Here is a 17,781-nt window from a genome sequence, read left to right on the forward strand (position 1 = left end):
TTTATTTAAAAACTTTAAACCGAGAAACTTTTAAACTTTTAAACTTCTGCCTATCTTTGCAATTCATATTCAGTTTAAATAAAAGTTGTTCTTAATAGCTTTTAAACTTTAAACTTTAATTATAAAATATAATGAAGTTAGATAGAAAAGAAATACTTAGTGCTTTAGAAACAATTACAGTTGCAGGAGAAGGTAAAAATATGGTAGAAAGTGGTGCAATTAAAAATGTAATCACTTTTGGAGATGAAGTAGTTGTAGATGTGGTTTTAGCTACACCAGCCTTACATATTAAGAAAAGAGCTGAAGTAGATATTATGAAAGTAATACACGATAAGGTGTATGAAAAAGCGAAAATAAAAGTAAATATAAAAGTAGAAGCACCAGCAAAAGAAGATAATCCTAACCTTATTAAAGGGAAACAAATTCCAGGAATAAGCAATATTATTGCCGTTTCTTCTGGAAAAGGAGGTGTCGGAAAATCTACAATTACTGCAAATTTAGCAGTATCATTATCTAATATGGGCTTTAAGGTAGGAGTTCTAGATGCCGATATTTATGGACCTTCTATGCCAATAATGTTTGATGTTGAAAACGCCAAACCTACTTCGGTTGAGATTGAAGGTAAATCAAAAATGCAACCAGTACTAAGTTATGGTGTAGAAATTCTTTCAATTGGGTTTTTTACAAAACCAGATCAAGCAGTTATTTGGAGAGGACCGATGGCAGCAAAAGCATTAAATCAAATGATTTTTGATGCCAACTGGGGAGAAATTGATTTTATGTTGATCGATTTACCACCAGGAACTGGAGATATTCATTTGTCAATCATGCAATCTTTACCAATAACAGGAGCAGTTGTTGTGAGTACTCCTCAAGCAGTTGCATTAGCAGACGCTAAGAAAGGAGTTTCTATGTTTGCAAATGAAAGTATTAATGTGCCTGTTTTAGGGATCATTGAGAATATGTCTTATTTTACACCAGAAGAACTTCCTAACAATAAATATTATATCTTTGGTAAAGAAGGAGCAAAAAATCTAGCAGAAGATTTGAGTGTACCATTTTTAGGAGAAATACCTTTGGTTCAAAGCATCAGAGAAGCAGGAGATTATGGAAGACCAGCAGCAATGCAAACAGGTTCTCCTTTAGAAACAGCATTTGAAGAATTAGCTAGAAACGTAGTTAGGGAAACAGTTAGTCGCAACGAAACGTTACCTGCAACTGAAGCAATTAAAATAACTACAATGGCAGGTTGTGCTGCTGTTAAAGGAAAATAAGATGAACAAAGAAGAAATTTTAGTAAATATTGAAAAAGCCTTAGATGAAATAAGACCTTTTTTAAATTCTGACGGTGGAGATATTTCACTTGTTGAGGTAATAGATGATAAGCACGTAAAAGTTCGTTTAGAGGGAGCATGTACAAGTTGTAGTTTAAGTGTTAGCACAATGAAAGCGGGTGTAGAAACGACCATAAAAAAATATGTTCCACAAATTGAAACAGTTGAAAATATTGCCTAAAAAATCAATATGATAAAAGTCATGTGTAAAGCTAAAAAAACTTTGCAATTTTATGACCGTAATACTTCGAACTTATAAAAAATGATTGAAACTGATATATTAATAATTGGTGCAGGTCCTACTGGCCTTTTCACAGTTTTTGAAGCTGGATTGTTAAAATTAAAATGTCATATAATTGATGCGCTACCACAACCTGGTGGTCAATTGGCTGAATTATATCCAAAAAAACCTATTTTCGACATTCCAGGTTATCCTGAAGTGTTGGCAGGAGACTTAGTAACTAATTTAATGGAACAAATTAAACAATTTGAACCTGGTTTTACCCTTGGTGAAACAGCAGAAACCATTAATAAATTAGAAGACGGAACTTTTATTGTTACCACTAGAGAAGGAACCGAACATAAAGCAAAAGCTATTGCAATTGCAGGCGGATTGGGCACATTTGAACCTAGAAAACCTTTGTTAAAAGATATTGAGTTTTATGAAAAAGAAGATAGAGGTGTCGATTATTTCGTAAAAGATCCAGAAAAATATCGTGATAAAAACATTGTAATTGCTGGTGGTGGAGATTCTGCTTTAGATTGGAGTGTTTTCTTGGCAAATGTAGCAAAATCAGTTACATTAGTGCACAGAAGAAATGAGTTTAGAGGAGCACTAGATTCTGTAGAGAAAGTACAAGAGTTAAAATCGGAAGGAAAAATAAAATTAATTACTCCTGCAGAAGTAGTTGGTTTTAAAGGAAGTGAGCGTATAGAATCGTTAGATATTGAAATTAATGGTGCTCGAATGAATGTAGCAACCGATTATTTTATTCCGCTTTTCGGATTAACACCAAAATTAGGACCAATTGCAAATTGGGGACTTGAGATTGAAAAAAACGCAATTAAAGTTAATAATGCTTTAGATTATCAAACAAACATTGAAGGAATTTATGCTATTGGAGATGTTAATATCTATCCAGGTAAATTAAAATTAATCCTTTGTGGTTTTCACGAAGCTACTTTAATGTGTCAGAGTGTATATAATAAATTGAATCCTGGGAAAAGGTATGTTTTAAAATATACAACAGTTTCAGGTGTTGATGGTTTTGATGGAACACGAAAAGAAGCAGAAAAAGCAGTTGTTAAAGCAATAGATTAGTTTACTTAAAGATTTTATAGATTTGTCAACTTTTAAAAAGTTGACAAATCTAAATTAGAAATAATATGCCACAAGATATTACCATCAAAATAACAGATAGGAACGGAGTTTTACATGAGGTACAAGCTCCAACCGATATGAACATGAATGTAATGGAGCTTATTCGTTCCTATGAATTAGCAGAAGAAGGAACTATTGGTGTGTGTGGGGGAATGGCAATGTGTGCTTCTTGTCAATGTTACCTTTTAAACGATGTTTTAAAAACGGAACGCAATGATGACGAAGAAGCAATGCTTTCTGAGGCTTATCATGTCAAAGAGAATAGTAGGTTAGGTTGTCAAATTCATCTTACAGAAGATTTAGACGGACTAGAAATAGAAATAGCACCAGAGCAATAAAATTTTTGTAACTTTTTTAAGGAATGTACGTATAAGAAATATACAAACATGATAAATGCTACAAAAAGAGTCTGTTTTAGGGTTACATATTTTACAAACACTTCAATCTAGGAACGAAGAACGATTATTAAATTATACAGCTTGTATTCATTTTATTAATGGATTATTGTTAGAGTATAATCTTGAAAAGGTTGGCGAGTCTCACTTTGTTTTTGACAATAATAGTTATACTACGGCTATCTGTTTAAAAGAATCTCATATTTGTATTCATACTTGGCCAGAGATTAATAGGATAACTATGGATGTTTATCTTTGTAATTATTCTGGTGATAACACAGAAAAAGTACGTGCTATTTCAAAACAAATGGTAACTTTCTTTGAAGCTTCTATTGTTTCATCAAACGAAATTTTTAGATAGTATGGAAGTAGTTTGTACCAATTGTAATACTAAAGTAACCACTGATTTTAACCTTATTTATAAATACTATACTTGTTTTTCATGTCATAGTAATTATAAGTTCGATAATGGAGTAAATAGTTTCTTCGATAAGCAATCTAATACAGCGTTTCCTTTGCTTATAAAAATTGGTGCAAAAGGTGTTTTTAATGAAGAAGAGTTTACTGTTGTTAGCTATACGATAAGAAAAAATAAGAATAATGAGATTTGGTTTGAATATCACTTAATATCACCTTCAAATAAAAGACTTTTTCTAATTGAAGACAAAGGGCATTGGATTCTTGAAAAAGAGATAGATAGCAAAGAAATTACTAAAAGTGCTAGCTTGACTTATAAAGGTATTGAGTATAGAAAATATGAAACAGGACATTCTTTTGATTCCTATCGTTGTGGATTTTTCAATCATAGGTTTGAATCTAGAGCATGTACTTATCAAGAATATATAAACCCTCCTTTTTGTCTATCAATTGAACATGATGATAAAAAAACATATTATCATGGAGAGCATATAAGTAGAGACAGAGTTAAAAAAATATTTGATATAGATAATTTAAGAACAAGAGAAGGAATAGGAATGGTGCAACCTTTCTATTATAATTTAACTCATGTTTACACCCTTTTTATAATTGCTATTTTAATAATAACAGGATTGCATATTTTCTTTTATTCACAAAGCAAAGAACAGTTAGTTTATGAAGAAAATTTTAATCTAAATGAAGTTAATAACAAAGAGCTTTATACAGATGTTTTTCAATTAAAAGGACCAATAGCTCCTTTAAGTATCGATATCGTTTCGGAGGTAGATAATTCTTGGATAACAACCGATTTTGCATTAATAAATCAAGAAACAGAAGAAACAGTATATTTTACTAAAGATTTAGAATATTATCATGGTTATTCTGAAGGAGAGAATTGGACAGAAGGAAGTAATAATGATGAATTTAATATTTGTGGAGTTAGTGAAGGTTCCTACAAGATTATGATTTTACCAAATAAAGATGAAACAGATGGTAAAAATAGTTTTCTGCACCTAAGGATATACTGGGGAAAACCAGATAATTGGAATTTATATGTCACTATTTTTATTTTCTTTGCAATTGGAGCTTTGTTATATTTTATTAAAAATAGTTTTGAAAGCCGAAGATGGGAAGATAGTTACTATTCACCTTATAAAAAAGAGTAGATGGATACCTTAAAACAATATCTTTTTAATAATAAATTGCCCGTCGTTTTGGCAATGTTTGTAATTGCAATCTATTTATTTTCTACAATGTCAGGAAATAGGATATGCAATTGTGAAAAAACTGAAAAAGAGAAACGAACACGTTCAAGTAGAGTCTATAATTCAAATAGTTATAATCATAAATAATTTTAAAAATGGGAGAATTCTTTTTTAAACCAGTAATTGCTTCAGTCATATATTCTTTGCTTGGCTTCATTATTTTGTTATTGTGTTATTTTGTAATTGAAAAAATTACACCAGAAAAATCATGGAAAGAGATTGTAGAAAATAAAAACACAGCCTTAGCGATTGTTTTGGGAGCTTTTATTTTAGGGATTTCTTTTATCATTGGAATGGCAATTCATGGTTAAAATAAAATACGAATATCTTTTTCTTGTAACAATTTTTATAATATCTACTTGTGGATTAATCTATGAATTAATTGCAGGGACATTGGCTAGTTATTTGTTAGGCGATTCGGTCACACAGTTTTCATTGATAATAGGTATTTACTTATTTTCTATGGGAATTGGCTCCTATGTCTCAAAATTTTTTAATAGTAATAATCTCATCAGTCGATTTGTAGAAATAGAAATTCTAATTGGACTAATTGGTGGATTGAGTGCTCCGCTACTTTTTTTGATTTTTAATAAAGTAGATTTTTTTGAATTCTATTTGTACTTGATTGTTTTTATAATTGGATGTTTAGTAGGTTTAGAAATACCTATTTTAATGATTATTCTTAAAGATAAATTTAAGTTTAGCACATTAGTTTCTAATGTTTTTACATTCGATTATATTGGTGCTTTGTTAGCCTCAATTTTGTTTCCTGTATTTTTTATTCCTTATTTAGGACTTATTGAGACCTCCATTGTTTTTGGAATTGTAAACATTGGAACAGGTTTGTTAATGTGTTTTATTTTGCAAAAAGAAATAAAAAATGCTAGATTTCTTAAAGTAAAAGGTTTTTTTTCATTGAGTTTTTTAATAGTGACCTTGTTTTTTTCCTCCAAAATATTATCGTTTTCAGAGAAGAGTCTGTATGGTGAAAATATTGTTTTTTCAACAACAACAAAGCATCAAAGAATTGTGCTAACACATGAACGAAAAAATTTCAATCTCTACTTGAACAACAATCTTCAATTTAGCACATTCGATGAATATCGTTATCATGAAATGCTAGTGCATCCAGCAATGTCATTCGCAGAAAAAGTTGATAATGTATTAATTTTAGGAGGTGGAGACGGATTAGCTGCAAGAGAGATTTTAAAATACAGTGAAGTCAAAACAATAACATTAGTTGATTTAGATGCTGAAATGACTAACTTATTTAAAGAAAATAATTTGTTTACAAAGATGAATGCTAATGCTTTGCAAAACAAAAAAGTTGAAATTATTAACCAAGACGCATTTGTTTGGGTAAATAAAAATGAGAAGAAAAAATATGACGTAGTAATTGTTGATTTCCCAGATCCATCAAATTTTAGTCTGGGTAAATTATATACGACAAGTTTTTATAATAGTTTAAGAGCAATTTTAAGTCAGAAAGCAATTGTTGTTGTGCAATCTACGTCTCCCTTTTTTGCTCCAAAATCTTTTTGGTGTGTTAATAAAACCATTCAATCCGAATTTAAAAATGTTCATCCTTACCATGTTTATTTACCTTCATTTGGGGAATGGGGGTTTTGTTTAACAACCAATTTCAGCTTTGATAAAAAAGTGTATAGAAGAATAGAGAATTTAAAATTCTATGACTATTTGTTTGAGAAACATACACAGTTTTCAAAAGACATGATAACTACAGATGTTGAAGTGAATAAGTTGAATAATCAAAAGTTGGTTGCTTATTTTAATAAAGAATGGGGAAGTTATTAAGTATTATAATCCTCTAATGGGCAAGGTCCTTCTAAAAAATCTTTTACAATCTGAAGTGTTCCATCTTCTTTAGTATCAATAAACCATTTAATAAGTGCAATTGTACCATTAACAATTTCAATTCCCGTAATGCTTCTTGGGTGCACACAACTTCCATCGTTAAAATAATGTAAAGCATTTTCTATTGGGCTAGGAAAACGAGGTCTATGAGTATGGCCTGTAATGGTGATTTTATTATTGTTATTAGCAATCCATTCTTTTATGTTTTTTTCAACTTTTATTAGTTCAATATAATTCTTTGCAGGGCTTGTAGGGTCTTTTATGCCCCAGACTTGTAAAGGTTTCCAAAGTACTCTAACTAGAAAACGATTAATTTTCCAACCTACATAGTTCATAAAATCGGCTTGGTGTCCATGAGTTAAAAATAGTTCTTGGTCATGGTTGTTCTTGTTAATTAAAACTAAGGCTTCGTGGTATTTTATATTTGGAAATAACGACACCTTTTCTCCTTTTCTTTGATCGAAATAATGGGTTAAATTTTTCTTTATAATGTTTTCATTGCGATACACCATGTCATGATTGCCATATATCATATGTAATCGTTTGGAGTTGAAAAATTGTTGAAGCAGGAGGTAAACATTTTTATTAGCTTCAAAAATATCTTTAAAAAAAATGTTTTCCCATAATTCATCTCCATCACCAAGTTCAATATATGTAAAGCCTTCTTTATAATAGTGATTTAGTGCATGAAAATAAATGTTTCTATTATTGGCAAAATCATCTGCAAAACTACTGTCCCCGCGATGGCAATCGCTAAATAAAATGAACTTGTCTTCATTGGTGAAAGATATTCTTTTAGCTTCATTGTATGCTTTGGTTAATCGATTTTGAGAAGACATAATGGTCAAAATAGGTGTAATGATCTATTTTCAAAAATACATTATTTTCTTTATAAAAACTAAAAGCTCTAAATGGTAAATTTTATTCAGAGCTTTTAGTTTTTGTTAATTAATTATTTTTTAGCCACCTGTTGAGAGTAGTCATGATTTTTTCTTGGTCTTGTTTCGAAAAATGTTTGATTCGTGTGCTATGCGTTCCTGTTGGAAAAACCATCTTGAGGGCATCTACATTTTTCTTTGGAGTTGGAGCACAAGCCCCCCAAGTATCATAACCACCATAAATATAAAGAATTTTATCTCCTTTAGTTTCTACAAATTCTCTTACTTCTTTAATGTATTCAGGATTGTAAGTTAAATCGATTTCTTTTGGAGCAAATCGTGTGTTGGACGTGCTTTTTACTACTTGTAATAAATCTTTAACAGGTGTAAAATCAAAACCATAATAACCAAGTTCTCTTGTATGTTGATAATAAGATGGTAATAAATCATAATATGTTTTGTCACTATAAAAACTGATTCCTACAATCTTATTCATATAATCAAATAATTCTTTTGCTGAAGCATTTTTATTTGGAATTTCATCACACTTTCCAGACCATTGCCAAAAAGAAAAGGAGAACTCTAAAGCGGCATATTCTAGTGCTTCAGGAATCGGAACTTCATTGAAAGTCATTTTTTGTTCACTTGCATATTTTTCTATTTCTGAAATAATAGCCTCTCTATTTAATAATAATGCTCTTTGAAATTGCGTTACTTTTTTTCTGCATTTTTTTGTGCCAACAGAATTAATGTGATTTGTGGTTCTACTATCTTCTTGAGTGTTAATTAGCGGAGCTACATAAGGAATTGCTATAGCAACATCATTCGGATATTTAGATTTATAGATTAAAGTAGTTTCACCACCTTTGCTAATTCCAGTAGAAATCCATTTGCCTTTATATAGTTTTTTTAGCTGATTGGATATATAATGATAATCTTCCATAGCTTGGTCATTGGTCAAGAATTCCCAAGGAATAGGATTAGGTCTAGACTTTCCATAAAAACGATATTCAACAATAACTTGATTTGCATTTAAAAGAGTACTTACTTCATTTTTTACATAACGAGCTGCATAACCTTCGGTTTCAATAACCATGGGTTTGTTATAGTCTAAATGAGATAAAAAAATATGATGTTCAAATGTTCCATTATTAGGATTGGAATGATCTAGTAATTGGTTAATTGTAATTTCAAATGATGTAGTATAACCTTCGAGGTTGTCAATCGCGGTAATTGTTGCACTTGGAAATAACTGTTCAAGGCTAGATTTTAGCTTTTCATTTTCTGCGGTTTGTCCAAACGTAATTGTAGTAAATGCCAATAATAGGGCAATAAATAAGGATTGTAAAATTTTCATTTTGTTATTGAGTTAATTTATTCTTCATCGGGTACTTGTTCTTTTCTGTAGGACACTGGAGAAGCTCCTTTTATTTCTTTAAATTTTCTATTGAAGTTAGAGATATTATTAAAACCAGATAGTTCAGCAATTTCAATAACAGGTAGCTCTTTTTGTTTAACAAGTAGTTTTGCTGCTTTTTCAATTCTTAATTCTATCAAAAATTGAAAAAAAGTCTTGTTCGTTCGGGTTTTAAAATACCTGCAAAAAGCATTTTTAGACATATTTGCTAAACTAGATATTTCATCTAAAGAGATATTCTTTCCATAATTATTCATTACATATTCAAAGACTATTTGCATTCTTTTTCCTTCTATATCTGTCATGTTTTTGTTATATCTGAAATTAGATAATGGCTGTTTTCTAGATTTAGAAAGAAGTTTTATTATTTTAAAGAAAATAATAAATCGATTGTAATTGTCTTCTTTTGCAAATTTTAAAATGAGTTTTTTTATCTTGGTTGCATTAGTATTTATTTTACAACCGTTTTTCATTTCTTCAAACAATGGCTTAATTAATTTAAATTCAGATAAATTAAAGAAAGATTCTCCAAAAGATTCTGGTGTAAAAAAAATAGAATGTACTAAACTATAAGGGTTTTCATCAGGGTTTCGAGGTTCGCTTTTTAACACATGTGGTAAGTAGCTCCCCAATATTAATATATCACCGTCTTTATATTCGGAAATTGTATCCCCTACTATAATGGTACCTTCTCCACGTTCAATATAGCTAATTTGAATTTCTTCATGTTGGTGAAGTTTATCATATAGAATGATTTCTTCATCTCTTTGATAAATAAGAGTCTCTTCTTTTGTTTTAGGAATTTTAAATGGAAATACTTTCATATTGAAAAAAATCTATTCAAATATAAAAGAATAATTAAATATTCATCAATAAATATGCTTTATGAGCCAAAATAGGGTAATATAGTATCAGTTTGGGTTAATATAATCAAAGTGAGGCTGTTTTAATCAGGATATATTTGCATAAAACAAATCATATGAACGTTAAATGGAAAGGGGTAATGCCAGCAGTTACCACAAAATTTACAGAGAAAGATCAATTAGATTTTGAAATGTTTCAAGTAAATATTAATGCACAATTAGAAGCTGGAGTAGAAGGCATTATTCTTGGTGGAACACTTGGAGAAGCTAGTACACTTTTGGAAAATGAAAAAAGGGAACTTGTTAAAGAAACGGTTCGAATGGTAAATGGGAAAGTTCCTGTAATCATGAATATTGCAGAGCAAACCACTCGTGGAGCCATTGAAGCAGCTAACAAAGCAGAACAAGATGGTGCAAAAGGCTTGATGATGCTTCCTCCAATGAGATACAAGGCAACAGATTATGAAACAGTTGTTTATTTTTCTGAGGTAGCGAAAAACACATCATTACCAATTATGGTATATAACAACCCAGTTGATTATAAAATTGAGGTAACCTTAGATATGTTTGAAGAATTATTAAAATTTGATAACATTCAGGCAGTTAAAGAATCTACAAGGGACATATCAAACGTTACAAGAATAAAGAATCGTTTCGGAGATAGATTAAAAATCTTATCAGGTGTAGATACTTTAGCTTTGGAAAGTATTTTAATGGGTTCTGATGGATGGGTTGCAGGATTAGTTGATGCTTTTCCAGCAGAAACTGTTGCGATATATAAATTAGCTAAAGCAGGAAGAATAGAGGAAGCATTAAAAATATATAGATGGTTTTTGCCATTATTAGAATTAGATATTAATGCACAATTAGTACAAAATATAAAATTAGCAGAAGTAGCGACGGGTATTGGTACAGAATATGTTAGAGCTCCTAGATTACAGTTAATGGGTGCTGAAAGAGAGAGAGTTTTAAACATAATTAATGAAGGATTAAAAAATAGACCAAAACTACCTGATTATAAAAATTTGTAGGTTCACATTAAGTATTATAGTTTGTTTATTAAATAGCTTTCCTGCAGGACTTTTATACTTGTAGGTTTGCTATTTATGTTTTTAAAAAATAATAAAATGATTGTAGGAAAAAGTTATATAGGAAGTCAATTAATAGCTGAAGGAGATAAAAAAGTAAAATCATTTAACCCAGAATTAAATGAATACAATCCATGGGTATTTACAGAAGCAACCGAAGAAGAAATTGAAAAAGCAGTTGTTTTGGCAGAGGAAGCTTTCAAAATATACAGGGAATATTCAGGACAACAAAAGGCAACTTTTTTAAATGCGATAGCTGATGAAATAGTAGCTTTAGGAGATCAGTTATTAGAAGTTTATACAAAGGAATCTGGTTTGCCAAAAGGCAGAGCGGAAGGAGAGAGAGGAAGAACAATCGGGCAATTGAGAGCTTTTGCTACAATGCTAGAAGAGGGTAGCTGGGTTGAAGCAGTTATTGATACTGCACAACCAGAAAGACAACCTTTGCCAAGAGTAGATTTGAGAAAAATGAATGTGCCACTTGGTCCAGTTGTTGTTTTTGGATCAAGTAATTTTCCATTTGCATTTTCAACGGCTGGTGGAGATACAGCATCAGCATTAGCAGCAGGCTGTCCAGTAATTGTTAAAAGCCATTCAATGCATAATGGAACAGGAGAAATGGTTGCTTCTGCTGTTATTAAGGCAGCAAAAAAAACTAATATGCCAGAAGGTGTGTTTTCTAATTTAATAGGTAATGGTAGAACGCTAGGTACAGCTTTGGTAAAGCACCCAAAAGTGAAAGCTGTTGGTTTTACAGGTAGTATTAGTGGAGGAAGAGCTCTTTTTAATCTAGCGGCTCAAAGACCAGAACCAATTCCTGTTTTTGCAGAAATGGGTAGTATAAATCCTGTTGTAATTTTGCCAAAAGCAGCTGAATTGAGTAATGAAAAATGGGCTAAAGCTTATGCAAGTTCCATAACAATGGGTACAGGACAGTTTTGTACAAATCCTGGTTTGATTATTGGAATGAAAAGTGATGGGTTGAAACATTTTTCAGAAGAATTATCTCATGAGATAAAAAAAATTAACCCGACATGTATGTTACATAGTTCTATTAAAACAAATTTTGATGAAGGTAAAAAGTTATTATCGTCTCAACCAAATGTAGAAGTTGTAGCAGAATATAATAATGAAATAAGACCTAATTATGCTGCACAAACAGTTTTAACTGTATCAGGGAAAGTGTTTTTAGAAAATAAGACTTTAAGAGAAGAAGTGTTCGGCCCTTTCTCAATCATTGTTCAATGTGAAAATGAAGAAGAATTACTTTCAGTAATAAGAGGACTTGATGGGCAATTAACAGGAACAATTTTGAGTGAGAATAATGAAATTACTCAATATACAAATATAATATCAGAATTGCAGAATAGAGTAGGAAGGCTTATTTTTAATGGAGTTCCAACTGGAGTAGAAGTTTGCCCTGCGATGTTGCATGGTGGTCCTTATCCAGCTTCGTCAGATTCAAGATTTACAGCAGTGGGGATTAATGCTGTTAAACGTTGGGTACGCCCCGTAAGTTATCAAGACTGGCCTAATGAATTATTACCAAAAGAACTTCAAAACGAAAATCAATTAGGTATTTCTAGAATGGTTAACAATATAATTACAAATTCATCTATAGAATAATGGCTAAAAAAACATTTTTTTGCGTAGATGCTCACACATGTGGAAATCCGGTTCGTGTAGTGGCTGGAGGAGGTCCAAATTTAATTGGGGATAACATGAGTGAAAAAAGGCAGCATTTTTTGAAGGAGTATGATTGGATTAGAAAAGGATTAATGTTTGAACCGAGGGGGCACGACATGATGAGTGGAAGTATTTTATATCCGCCAAGTAATCCTGAAAATGACTTTGGTATTCTTTTTATAGAAACATCAGGATGTTTGCCAATGTGTGGTCATGGTACAATTGGTACAATTACGATTGCTATTGAAGAAGGATTAATTATTCCAAAGATTCCTGGTAAAATTAAGATGGAAGCACCAGCAGGTTTAGTTCAAATTGAATATAAACAAGAAGGAAATAAAGTGGAATGGGTAAAATTAACTAATGTTAAGTCCTACTTAGCAGCGGAAAATTTAACAATTGATTGTCCAGAATTAGGAGAAATAATTTTTGATGTAGCCTATGGAGGAAATTATTATGCTATCGTAGATCCACAGAAGAATTTTGCTGGCATTCAAGATTTTACAGCAAGTAAAATTATACAGTATAGTCAAGAAGTTCGTAAAAGAATCAATGAAAAATATCCTGATTTTTTTATACATCCCGAGAATGATACAATTAGAGATGTCAGTCATATGCTTTGGACAGGAACTCCTCTAGATGCAACTTCTTCTGGAAGAAATGCAGTTTTCTATGGAGATAAAGCAATAGATCGCTCTCCTTGTGGAACAGGGACTTCTGCAAGAATGGCTCAATTGTATGCAAAAGGAAAATTGAAACAAAATGAAAATTTCATACACGAAAGCTACATTGGAAGCAAATTTGTTGGGAAAGTAGAAGAAGTAACAAAACTAGGTGACTTTGATGCTATAATTCCAAGTATTCAAGGATGGGCAAAAGTCTATGGGTATAATACAATTATTATTGATGATAAGGATGATCCTTATGCATATGGATTTCAGGTAATATAAAAATGAAGAAAGTAAGTATTATTGGAGGAGGAATTATTGGACTATGTTCTGCTTATTATTTATCCAAAGAAGGTTTTTCTGTTACACTTTTTGATAGTTCCGATTTGACGGATGGTTGTTCTCATGGAAATGCAGGAATGATAGTCCCCTCTCATGTTATCCCTTTAGCACAACCGGGTATGATAAAGCAAGGAATAAAATGGATGTTCGACAATAAAAGTCCTTTTTATGTGAAACCAAGATTGGATAAAGATTTGATGCAATGGGGGTGGAAGTTTTATAAACATGCAAATAAAAGACATGTTGAAAATGCAATGCCTGCATTAAGAGACTTGTCTTTATTGAGTAAGGATTTGTATAGAGAACTAAATAAAATTAGTGATTCTTTTCTATATGAAGAAAAAGGGCTGTTAATGTTATACAAAAGTGAGAAGGTTGGCGAAGAAGTTGTTTATGAAGGGGAATTGGCAGAAAATCTAGGTCTTAAAGTCGATTTTTTGTCGAAAGCTGAATTGTCTCGTCTTGAAAAAGGAACAAAAGTTGACGCTATTGGTGCTGTTCATTATAAAAGTGACGCTCATTTGCAACCACAAAAATTAATAGCTTTTTTAATAGATGAAGTTATAAAGTTAGGTGGTGAAATCAAGAAAAATAGTAGCGTAAATGATTTGGTAATTACAAATGGGAAAGTTTCAGAAATAATTACATCTCAAGGAAATTTCATGACTGATGAGGTTGTGGTGGCTACAGGAGCTTGGAGTCCTGAAATAGCTAAAAAAATTGGGACTAATTTGTCATTATTGCCAGGAAAAGGATACAGTTTCACGCTTTTTAATGAAAAAGAAAAACCTTCTATCCCGTCTATTTTATGTGAAGGAAAAGTTGCGGTAACACCTATGGGAGATGCTATTCGGTATGGTGGAACAATGGAAATCACGCATACAAATGATATCAAGATAAAACAAAATCGATTACAAGGAATTGTAAATACAGTAAATCAATTCTATCCTAATTTAAATATAAAAAATCCAAAAGAAGAGGATGTTTGGTATGGTTTTAGACCTTGCACACCTTCAGGTATGCCAATTATAGCAAGAGATAAAAATATTAAAAATATAGTTTTTGCCACTGGGCATGCTATGATGGGGCTTAGTTTGGCTCCAGCAACTGGTAAAATAGTTGCAGAGATTATTTCTGAGAAACCTTTGTCGGTCTCGACAAAAATGTTTCAATTTGTTTAGTATGTAAAAACCGGTTGTGAAAACAGCCGGTTTTTCAATATTAAAATAAATTATACAAGTTCTTTTTTTAGTATGTTTTCCTCAATTGCATTCCAAAGACCAACTCTTTTTTGAAGTGCTAAAATAGAAACTTGTTCCACTTCTTGCCATTTTTTAGCATCATCTTCGCATAATTCTTCTATCATTTTCATGGCCATTGGCCCGTGTTCATCTGCATCAAGTTCAATATGACGCTCAAAATAATAAATTAATTTTGATAGATCTATTTCAGGAAGATTTTGTTCAAATTTATTTAAAATAGCAGTAAACATCTCAGGAATTAAATCTTCTCGCCCAAATGTAAACGCTGCTGCAATTTGATGAGGACGACCTTCCTCAATAATCCTAAATGTAAAATCTAAAAACTCTTTTATATTTTCATGGAGATTACTTTGTTTAATGCTTACAAAAATATTTCTTGTACTCACTACATCTTCTAAAAAGGTTTTCATTATAGAAGTATTAGCTCCGCAAGCGTCCATTGCTTCTAGGTAGAGTTCATAGTGGCTTTTTCTATTTCCTTCTTGGTCAATGTCAGTTTCTTCTGCCACCACAATCTCATTGATTAAATAGCGGATTTCTGGATTTCCAATAGGAAGCCATGGTGTAGTTGTGCAAGTTAATTTATTTTGTAATGCTTTTAGAAGTGACATAAAGTCCCATACTGCAAAAACATGACTTTCAAGAAAACTATGCAGGTCTTCAATGTTTTTTATTTTATTATATAAAGAATGTTTTAATAGTTGTTCTCTATACGGTTGAATGCTACGGTTAATAGTTTGGGTATCCATAATTTTACATTTTAATATATTATACAAATGCTATTTAAGTCATAGATTGCAAATAATGTTCCAAAATTAAAAATGCTTCACTAAAAAGCGAAGCATTTTATATAAAATTTATTTATTGTTTAATTACTTAAATGCAGGAAAACCAGTAATGTCCATTCCAGTTATTAATAAATGAATGTCATGCGTTCCTTCATAAGTAACAACAGATTCTAAATTCATCATATGTCTCATGATGGAATATTCTCCAGTAATCCCCATTCCTCCAAGCATTTGGCGAGCATCTCTAGCAATAGTTAATGCCATATCAACATTGTTTCTTTTTGCCATAGAAATTTGTGCTGAAGTAGCTCTACCTTCATTTCTTAGTACTCCTAATCTCCACGTTAATAATTGTGCTTTTGTGATTTCTGTGATCATTTCAGCTAATTTCTTTTGTTGCAATTGAGTAGCTCCAATTGGTTTGTCAAATTGAATGCGCTCTTTCGAGTATCTTAAAGCAGTATCATAGCAATCCATAGCTGCTCCAATTGCTCCCCAAGCAATACCATATCTTGCAGAATCTAAGCATCCTAGTGGAGCACCAAGACCAGATTTATTTGGTAATAAATTTTCCTTTGGTACTTTAACATTGTCGAAAATTAATTCACCAGTAGCAGAAGCACGGAGTGACCATTTATTATGTGTCTCTGGAGTAGAAAAACCTTCCATACCTCTTTCAACAATTAGGCCATGAATTCTTCCTTCTTCATTTTTAGCCCAAACAACTGCAATATCTGCAAAAGGAGCATTAGAAATCCACATTTTAGCACCATTTAAAAGATAGTGATCTCCCATGTCTTTATAATTGGTAGTCATTCCACCTGGATTTGAACCGTGATCTGGTTCTGTTAAACCAAAGCAACCAATAAATTCTCCAGTTGCAAGTTTTGGTAAATATTTCATACGTTGCTCTTCGTTTCCATATTTCCAAATAGGATACATTACTAATGAAGACTGTACAGAAGAAGTAGAGCGAACTCCAGAATCTCCTCTTTCTATTTCTTGCATGATTAAGCCATACGAAATTTGATCCAAACCAGCACCGCCATATTCTACAGGGATATATGGTCCAAAACCTCCAATTTCACCCAAACCTTTCACTATTTGTTTTGGGAATTCGGCTTTTTGAGCATATTCTTCAATAATTGGAGATACTTCTTTTTTAACCCATGCGCGTGCAGCGTCACGAACTAATTTATGTTCATCAGACAGTAAGTCGTCTAAAAGGTAATAATCAGGTGATTGAAATAAATCTGGTTTCATAATTATGTCGTTGGTAGCAAAGTTGTTGAACGATGCATTTGGTTATATATTTAAAACAAAAGTAATTAAAGATTTTTAACAAATCAATGAGCAAATGTTATAATTTTTGTAATTAAATAAAAAAAAGTGTTTTTTTAACTTTTAAAAGAAAAACACTTCTATTTGTTAAATATAGAGAGTAAATCTTTATTTCTATTATATTTTGTTTACATTTTTTATCTTGTTTGTGTTAAAAAAAATGTAATTTTTGTTTTTGCATTTGTTTTATTACTACATTAGTGAAACTATTTCAGATATAAAATATTGTGTCTGTGTTTGTAAATATTTTGATGTAGATTTTATTACTGCTAACCACAATTAATAATCTTTCCATTAGTTCAAAACCTTTAAAGGGCTTTATAAATACATTTATGAAGTCGGTATCGAGTTTTTATGAACTGTAATAAGATGTATATTGTTTATATTCTTGTTATTATATGTTTTAAATACTATAAATTAAACCCTATTTATTAGGGTAATGGGAATGAATATTTTTTTTAAGTTTAGTAGTAATTAAATTAAAATCAAACAATATGTTAAAAAAAATTTTAAAATTAGAGGGAGCTCAAGAATTAAATAAAAAAGAGCAAAAAAATATTAGTGGAGGGGTAAAAATTCCTTTTCCTCCATTTGAACCAAAAATTTGTGGAGGAGATGGTAGTTTTATCTATGTAGGAGGGAAAAAAGTATGTTGCTATATACCTGCAGATAATAATTATATTTGCTAATCGGTTGAATTTTAGAAATAAATTGAAAGACTGCCTCAGGGTAGTCTTTTTTTATGAAGTTTTTTTGATTAAAATGTAATGATGAATAAAAT

General features: G+C 31.1%; 19 protein-coding genes. 14 read left to right on the forward strand and 5 right to left on the reverse strand.

Annotation, left to right across the window (positions count from 1 at the left end; genetic code table 11):
• The first annotated feature begins 131 nt into the window (after positions 1 to 131).
• The 9 genes from ACZ49Z_RS08635 (at position 132) to ACZ49Z_RS08675 (ending at position 6,607) form a co-directional block, all read left to right on the forward strand.
• Positions 132 to 1,274, forward strand: coding sequence for an Mrp/NBP35 family ATP-binding protein (locus ACZ49Z_RS08635; RefSeq protein WP_464307768.1), 1,143 nt, complete (start codon positions 132 to 134; stop codon positions 1,272 to 1,274).
• A 1-nt stretch (position 1,275) separates the two neighbouring features.
• Positions 1,276 to 1,515: a NifU family protein gene (locus ACZ49Z_RS08640; protein WP_464307769.1), complete on the forward strand. Its 240-nt coding sequence runs from the start codon at positions 1,276 to 1,278 to the stop codon at positions 1,513 to 1,515.
• 81 nt (positions 1,516 to 1,596) lie between these two features.
• Positions 1,597 to 2,655 carry an NAD(P)/FAD-dependent oxidoreductase gene (locus ACZ49Z_RS08645; protein ID WP_464307770.1) on the forward strand — a complete coding sequence of 353 codons (1,059 nt, stop codon included), beginning with the start codon at positions 1,597 to 1,599 and terminating at the stop codon, positions 2,653 to 2,655.
• 65 nt (positions 2,656 to 2,720) lie between these two features.
• Entirely contained in the window at positions 2,721 to 3,053 is a 333-nt protein-coding gene (locus ACZ49Z_RS08650) for a 2Fe-2S iron-sulfur cluster-binding family protein (protein WP_464307771.1), read from the forward strand.
• Positions 3,054 to 3,108: 55 nt separating this feature from the next.
• Positions 3,109 to 3,471, forward strand: a complete 363-nt coding sequence (locus ACZ49Z_RS08655) for an S-adenosylmethionine decarboxylase family protein (protein ID WP_464307772.1) — start codon at positions 3,109 to 3,111, stop codon at positions 3,469 to 3,471.
• Between the two features lies 1 nt (position 3,472).
• Positions 3,473 to 4,693, forward strand: a complete 1,221-nt coding sequence (locus tag ACZ49Z_RS08660; protein ID WP_464307773.1) for a DUF4178 domain-containing protein — start codon at positions 3,473 to 3,475, stop codon at positions 4,691 to 4,693.
• Entirely contained in the window at positions 4,694 to 4,879 is a 186-nt protein-coding gene (locus ACZ49Z_RS08665; RefSeq protein WP_464307774.1) for a hypothetical protein, read from the forward strand.
• Between the two features lie 8 nt (positions 4,880 to 4,887).
• Positions 4,888 to 5,103: a DUF350 domain-containing protein gene (locus ACZ49Z_RS08670; RefSeq protein WP_464307775.1), complete on the forward strand. Its 216-nt coding sequence runs from the start codon at positions 4,888 to 4,890 to the stop codon at positions 5,101 to 5,103.
• Complete coding sequence (locus ACZ49Z_RS08675; protein WP_464307776.1) at positions 5,096 to 6,607, forward strand: polyamine aminopropyltransferase; 1,512 nt, start codon at positions 5,096 to 5,098, stop codon at positions 6,605 to 6,607. Before ACZ49Z_RS08670 ends, ACZ49Z_RS08675 begins: the two co-directional genes overlap by 8 nt.
• On the opposite strand, the gene ACZ49Z_RS08680 is transcribed toward ACZ49Z_RS08675, so the two are convergent.
• The 3 genes from ACZ49Z_RS08680 to ACZ49Z_RS08690 form a co-directional block, all read right to left on the reverse strand.
• Positions 6,604 to 7,506: a metallophosphoesterase gene (locus ACZ49Z_RS08680; RefSeq protein ID WP_464307777.1), complete on the reverse strand. Its 903-nt coding sequence runs from the start codon at positions 7,504 to 7,506 to the stop codon at positions 6,604 to 6,606. The genes ACZ49Z_RS08675 and ACZ49Z_RS08680 overlap by 4 nt on opposite strands.
• A gap of 109 nt (positions 7,507 to 7,615) precedes the next feature.
• Positions 7,616 to 8,902, reverse strand: coding sequence for a S28 family serine protease (locus ACZ49Z_RS08685; protein ID WP_464307778.1), 1,287 nt, complete (start codon positions 8,900 to 8,902; stop codon positions 7,616 to 7,618).
• 17 nt (positions 8,903 to 8,919) lie between these two features.
• Positions 8,920 to 9,786: an AraC family transcriptional regulator gene (locus ACZ49Z_RS08690; protein WP_464307779.1), complete on the reverse strand. Its 867-nt coding sequence runs from the start codon at positions 9,784 to 9,786 to the stop codon at positions 8,920 to 8,922.
• A 155-nt stretch (positions 9,787 to 9,941) separates the two neighbouring features.
• Between ACZ49Z_RS08690 and ACZ49Z_RS08695 the strand changes: the two genes are divergently transcribed.
• The 4 genes from ACZ49Z_RS08695 (at position 9,942) to ACZ49Z_RS08710 (ending at position 14,790) form a co-directional block, all read left to right on the forward strand.
• Positions 9,942 to 10,856 (forward strand): dihydrodipicolinate synthase family protein, encoded by a 915-nt coding sequence (locus ACZ49Z_RS08695; RefSeq protein WP_464307780.1) that lies wholly within the window; start codon positions 9,942 to 9,944, stop codon positions 10,854 to 10,856.
• A 96-nt stretch (positions 10,857 to 10,952) separates the two neighbouring features.
• A complete protein-coding gene (locus ACZ49Z_RS08700; RefSeq protein WP_464307781.1) occupies positions 10,953 to 12,539 on the forward strand; it encodes an aldehyde dehydrogenase (NADP(+)) in 1,587 nt (528 codons plus the stop codon).
• Complete coding sequence (locus tag ACZ49Z_RS08705) at positions 12,539 to 13,549, forward strand: 4-hydroxyproline epimerase (protein ID WP_464307782.1); 1,011 nt, start codon at positions 12,539 to 12,541, stop codon at positions 13,547 to 13,549. The genes ACZ49Z_RS08700 and ACZ49Z_RS08705 overlap by 1 nt, the downstream gene beginning before the upstream one ends.
• Before the next feature lie 2 nt (positions 13,550 to 13,551).
• Positions 13,552 to 14,790, forward strand: coding sequence for an NAD(P)/FAD-dependent oxidoreductase (locus ACZ49Z_RS08710; protein WP_464307783.1), 1,239 nt, complete (start codon positions 13,552 to 13,554; stop codon positions 14,788 to 14,790).
• Between the two features lie 50 nt (positions 14,791 to 14,840).
• On the opposite strand, the gene ACZ49Z_RS08715 is transcribed toward ACZ49Z_RS08710, so the two are convergent.
• Entirely contained in the window at positions 14,841 to 15,620 is a 780-nt protein-coding gene (locus ACZ49Z_RS08715) for a DUF3050 domain-containing protein (protein ID WP_464307784.1), read from the reverse strand.
• A gap of 123 nt (positions 15,621 to 15,743) precedes the next feature.
• Complete coding sequence (locus ACZ49Z_RS08720) at positions 15,744 to 16,922, reverse strand: acyl-CoA dehydrogenase family protein (protein ID WP_464307785.1); 1,179 nt, start codon at positions 16,920 to 16,922, stop codon at positions 15,744 to 15,746.
• Between the two features lie 572 nt (positions 16,923 to 17,494).
• Here ACZ49Z_RS08720 and ACZ49Z_RS08725 point away from each other — a divergent pair.
• A complete protein-coding gene (locus tag ACZ49Z_RS08725; protein WP_464307786.1) occupies positions 17,495 to 17,689 on the forward strand; it encodes a hypothetical protein in 195 nt (64 codons plus the stop codon).
• Positions 17,690 to 17,781 lie beyond the last annotated feature (92 nt).

This window comes from Flavobacterium sp. KY-23415 (assembly GCF_055384985.1).

What these genes read in the sequence shown, in the direction of transcription:
- ACZ49Z_RS08635 (WP_464307768.1), top strand. Translation starts at nt 132, where the DNA reads ATGAAGTTAGATAGAAAAGAAATACTTAGTGCTTTAGAAACAATTACA.
- ACZ49Z_RS08640 (WP_464307769.1), top strand. Translation starts at nt 1,276, where the DNA reads ATGAACAAAGAAGAAATTTTAGTAAATATTGAAAAAGCCTTAGATGAA.
- ACZ49Z_RS08645 (WP_464307770.1), top strand. Translation starts at nt 1,597, where the DNA reads ATGATTGAAACTGATATATTAATAATTGGTGCAGGTCCTACTGGCCTT.
- ACZ49Z_RS08650 (WP_464307771.1), top strand. Translation starts at nt 2,721, where the DNA reads ATGCCACAAGATATTACCATCAAAATAACAGATAGGAACGGAGTTTTA.
- ACZ49Z_RS08655 (WP_464307772.1), top strand. Translation starts at nt 3,109, where the DNA reads ATGCTACAAAAAGAGTCTGTTTTAGGGTTACATATTTTACAAACACTT.
- ACZ49Z_RS08660 (WP_464307773.1), top strand. Translation starts at nt 3,473, where the DNA reads ATGGAAGTAGTTTGTACCAATTGTAATACTAAAGTAACCACTGATTTT.
- ACZ49Z_RS08665 (WP_464307774.1), top strand. Translation starts at nt 4,694, where the DNA reads ATGGATACCTTAAAACAATATCTTTTTAATAATAAATTGCCCGTCGTT.
- ACZ49Z_RS08670 (WP_464307775.1), top strand. Translation starts at nt 4,888, where the DNA reads ATGGGAGAATTCTTTTTTAAACCAGTAATTGCTTCAGTCATATATTCT.
- ACZ49Z_RS08675 (WP_464307776.1), top strand. Translation starts at nt 5,096, where the DNA reads ATGGTTAAAATAAAATACGAATATCTTTTTCTTGTAACAATTTTTATA.
- ACZ49Z_RS08680 (WP_464307777.1), bottom strand. Translation starts at nt 7,506, where the DNA reads ATGTCTTCTCAAAATCGATTAACCAAAGCATACAATGAAGCTAAAAGA.
- ACZ49Z_RS08685 (WP_464307778.1), bottom strand. Translation starts at nt 8,902, where the DNA reads ATGAAAATTTTACAATCCTTATTTATTGCCCTATTATTGGCATTTACT.
- ACZ49Z_RS08690 (WP_464307779.1), bottom strand. Translation starts at nt 9,786, where the DNA reads ATGAAAGTATTTCCATTTAAAATTCCTAAAACAAAAGAAGAGACTCTT.
- ACZ49Z_RS08695 (WP_464307780.1), top strand. Translation starts at nt 9,942, where the DNA reads ATGAACGTTAAATGGAAAGGGGTAATGCCAGCAGTTACCACAAAATTT.
- ACZ49Z_RS08700 (WP_464307781.1), top strand. Translation starts at nt 10,953, where the DNA reads ATGATTGTAGGAAAAAGTTATATAGGAAGTCAATTAATAGCTGAAGGA.
- ACZ49Z_RS08705 (WP_464307782.1), top strand. Translation starts at nt 12,539, where the DNA reads ATGGCTAAAAAAACATTTTTTTGCGTAGATGCTCACACATGTGGAAAT.
- ACZ49Z_RS08710 (WP_464307783.1), top strand. Translation starts at nt 13,552, where the DNA reads ATGAAGAAAGTAAGTATTATTGGAGGAGGAATTATTGGACTATGTTCT.
- ACZ49Z_RS08715 (WP_464307784.1), bottom strand. Translation starts at nt 15,620, where the DNA reads ATGGATACCCAAACTATTAACCGTAGCATTCAACCGTATAGAGAACAA.
- ACZ49Z_RS08720 (WP_464307785.1), bottom strand. Translation starts at nt 16,922, where the DNA reads ATGAAACCAGATTTATTTCAATCACCTGATTATTACCTTTTAGACGAC.
- ACZ49Z_RS08725 (WP_464307786.1), top strand. Translation starts at nt 17,495, where the DNA reads ATGTTAAAAAAAATTTTAAAATTAGAGGGAGCTCAAGAATTAAATAAA.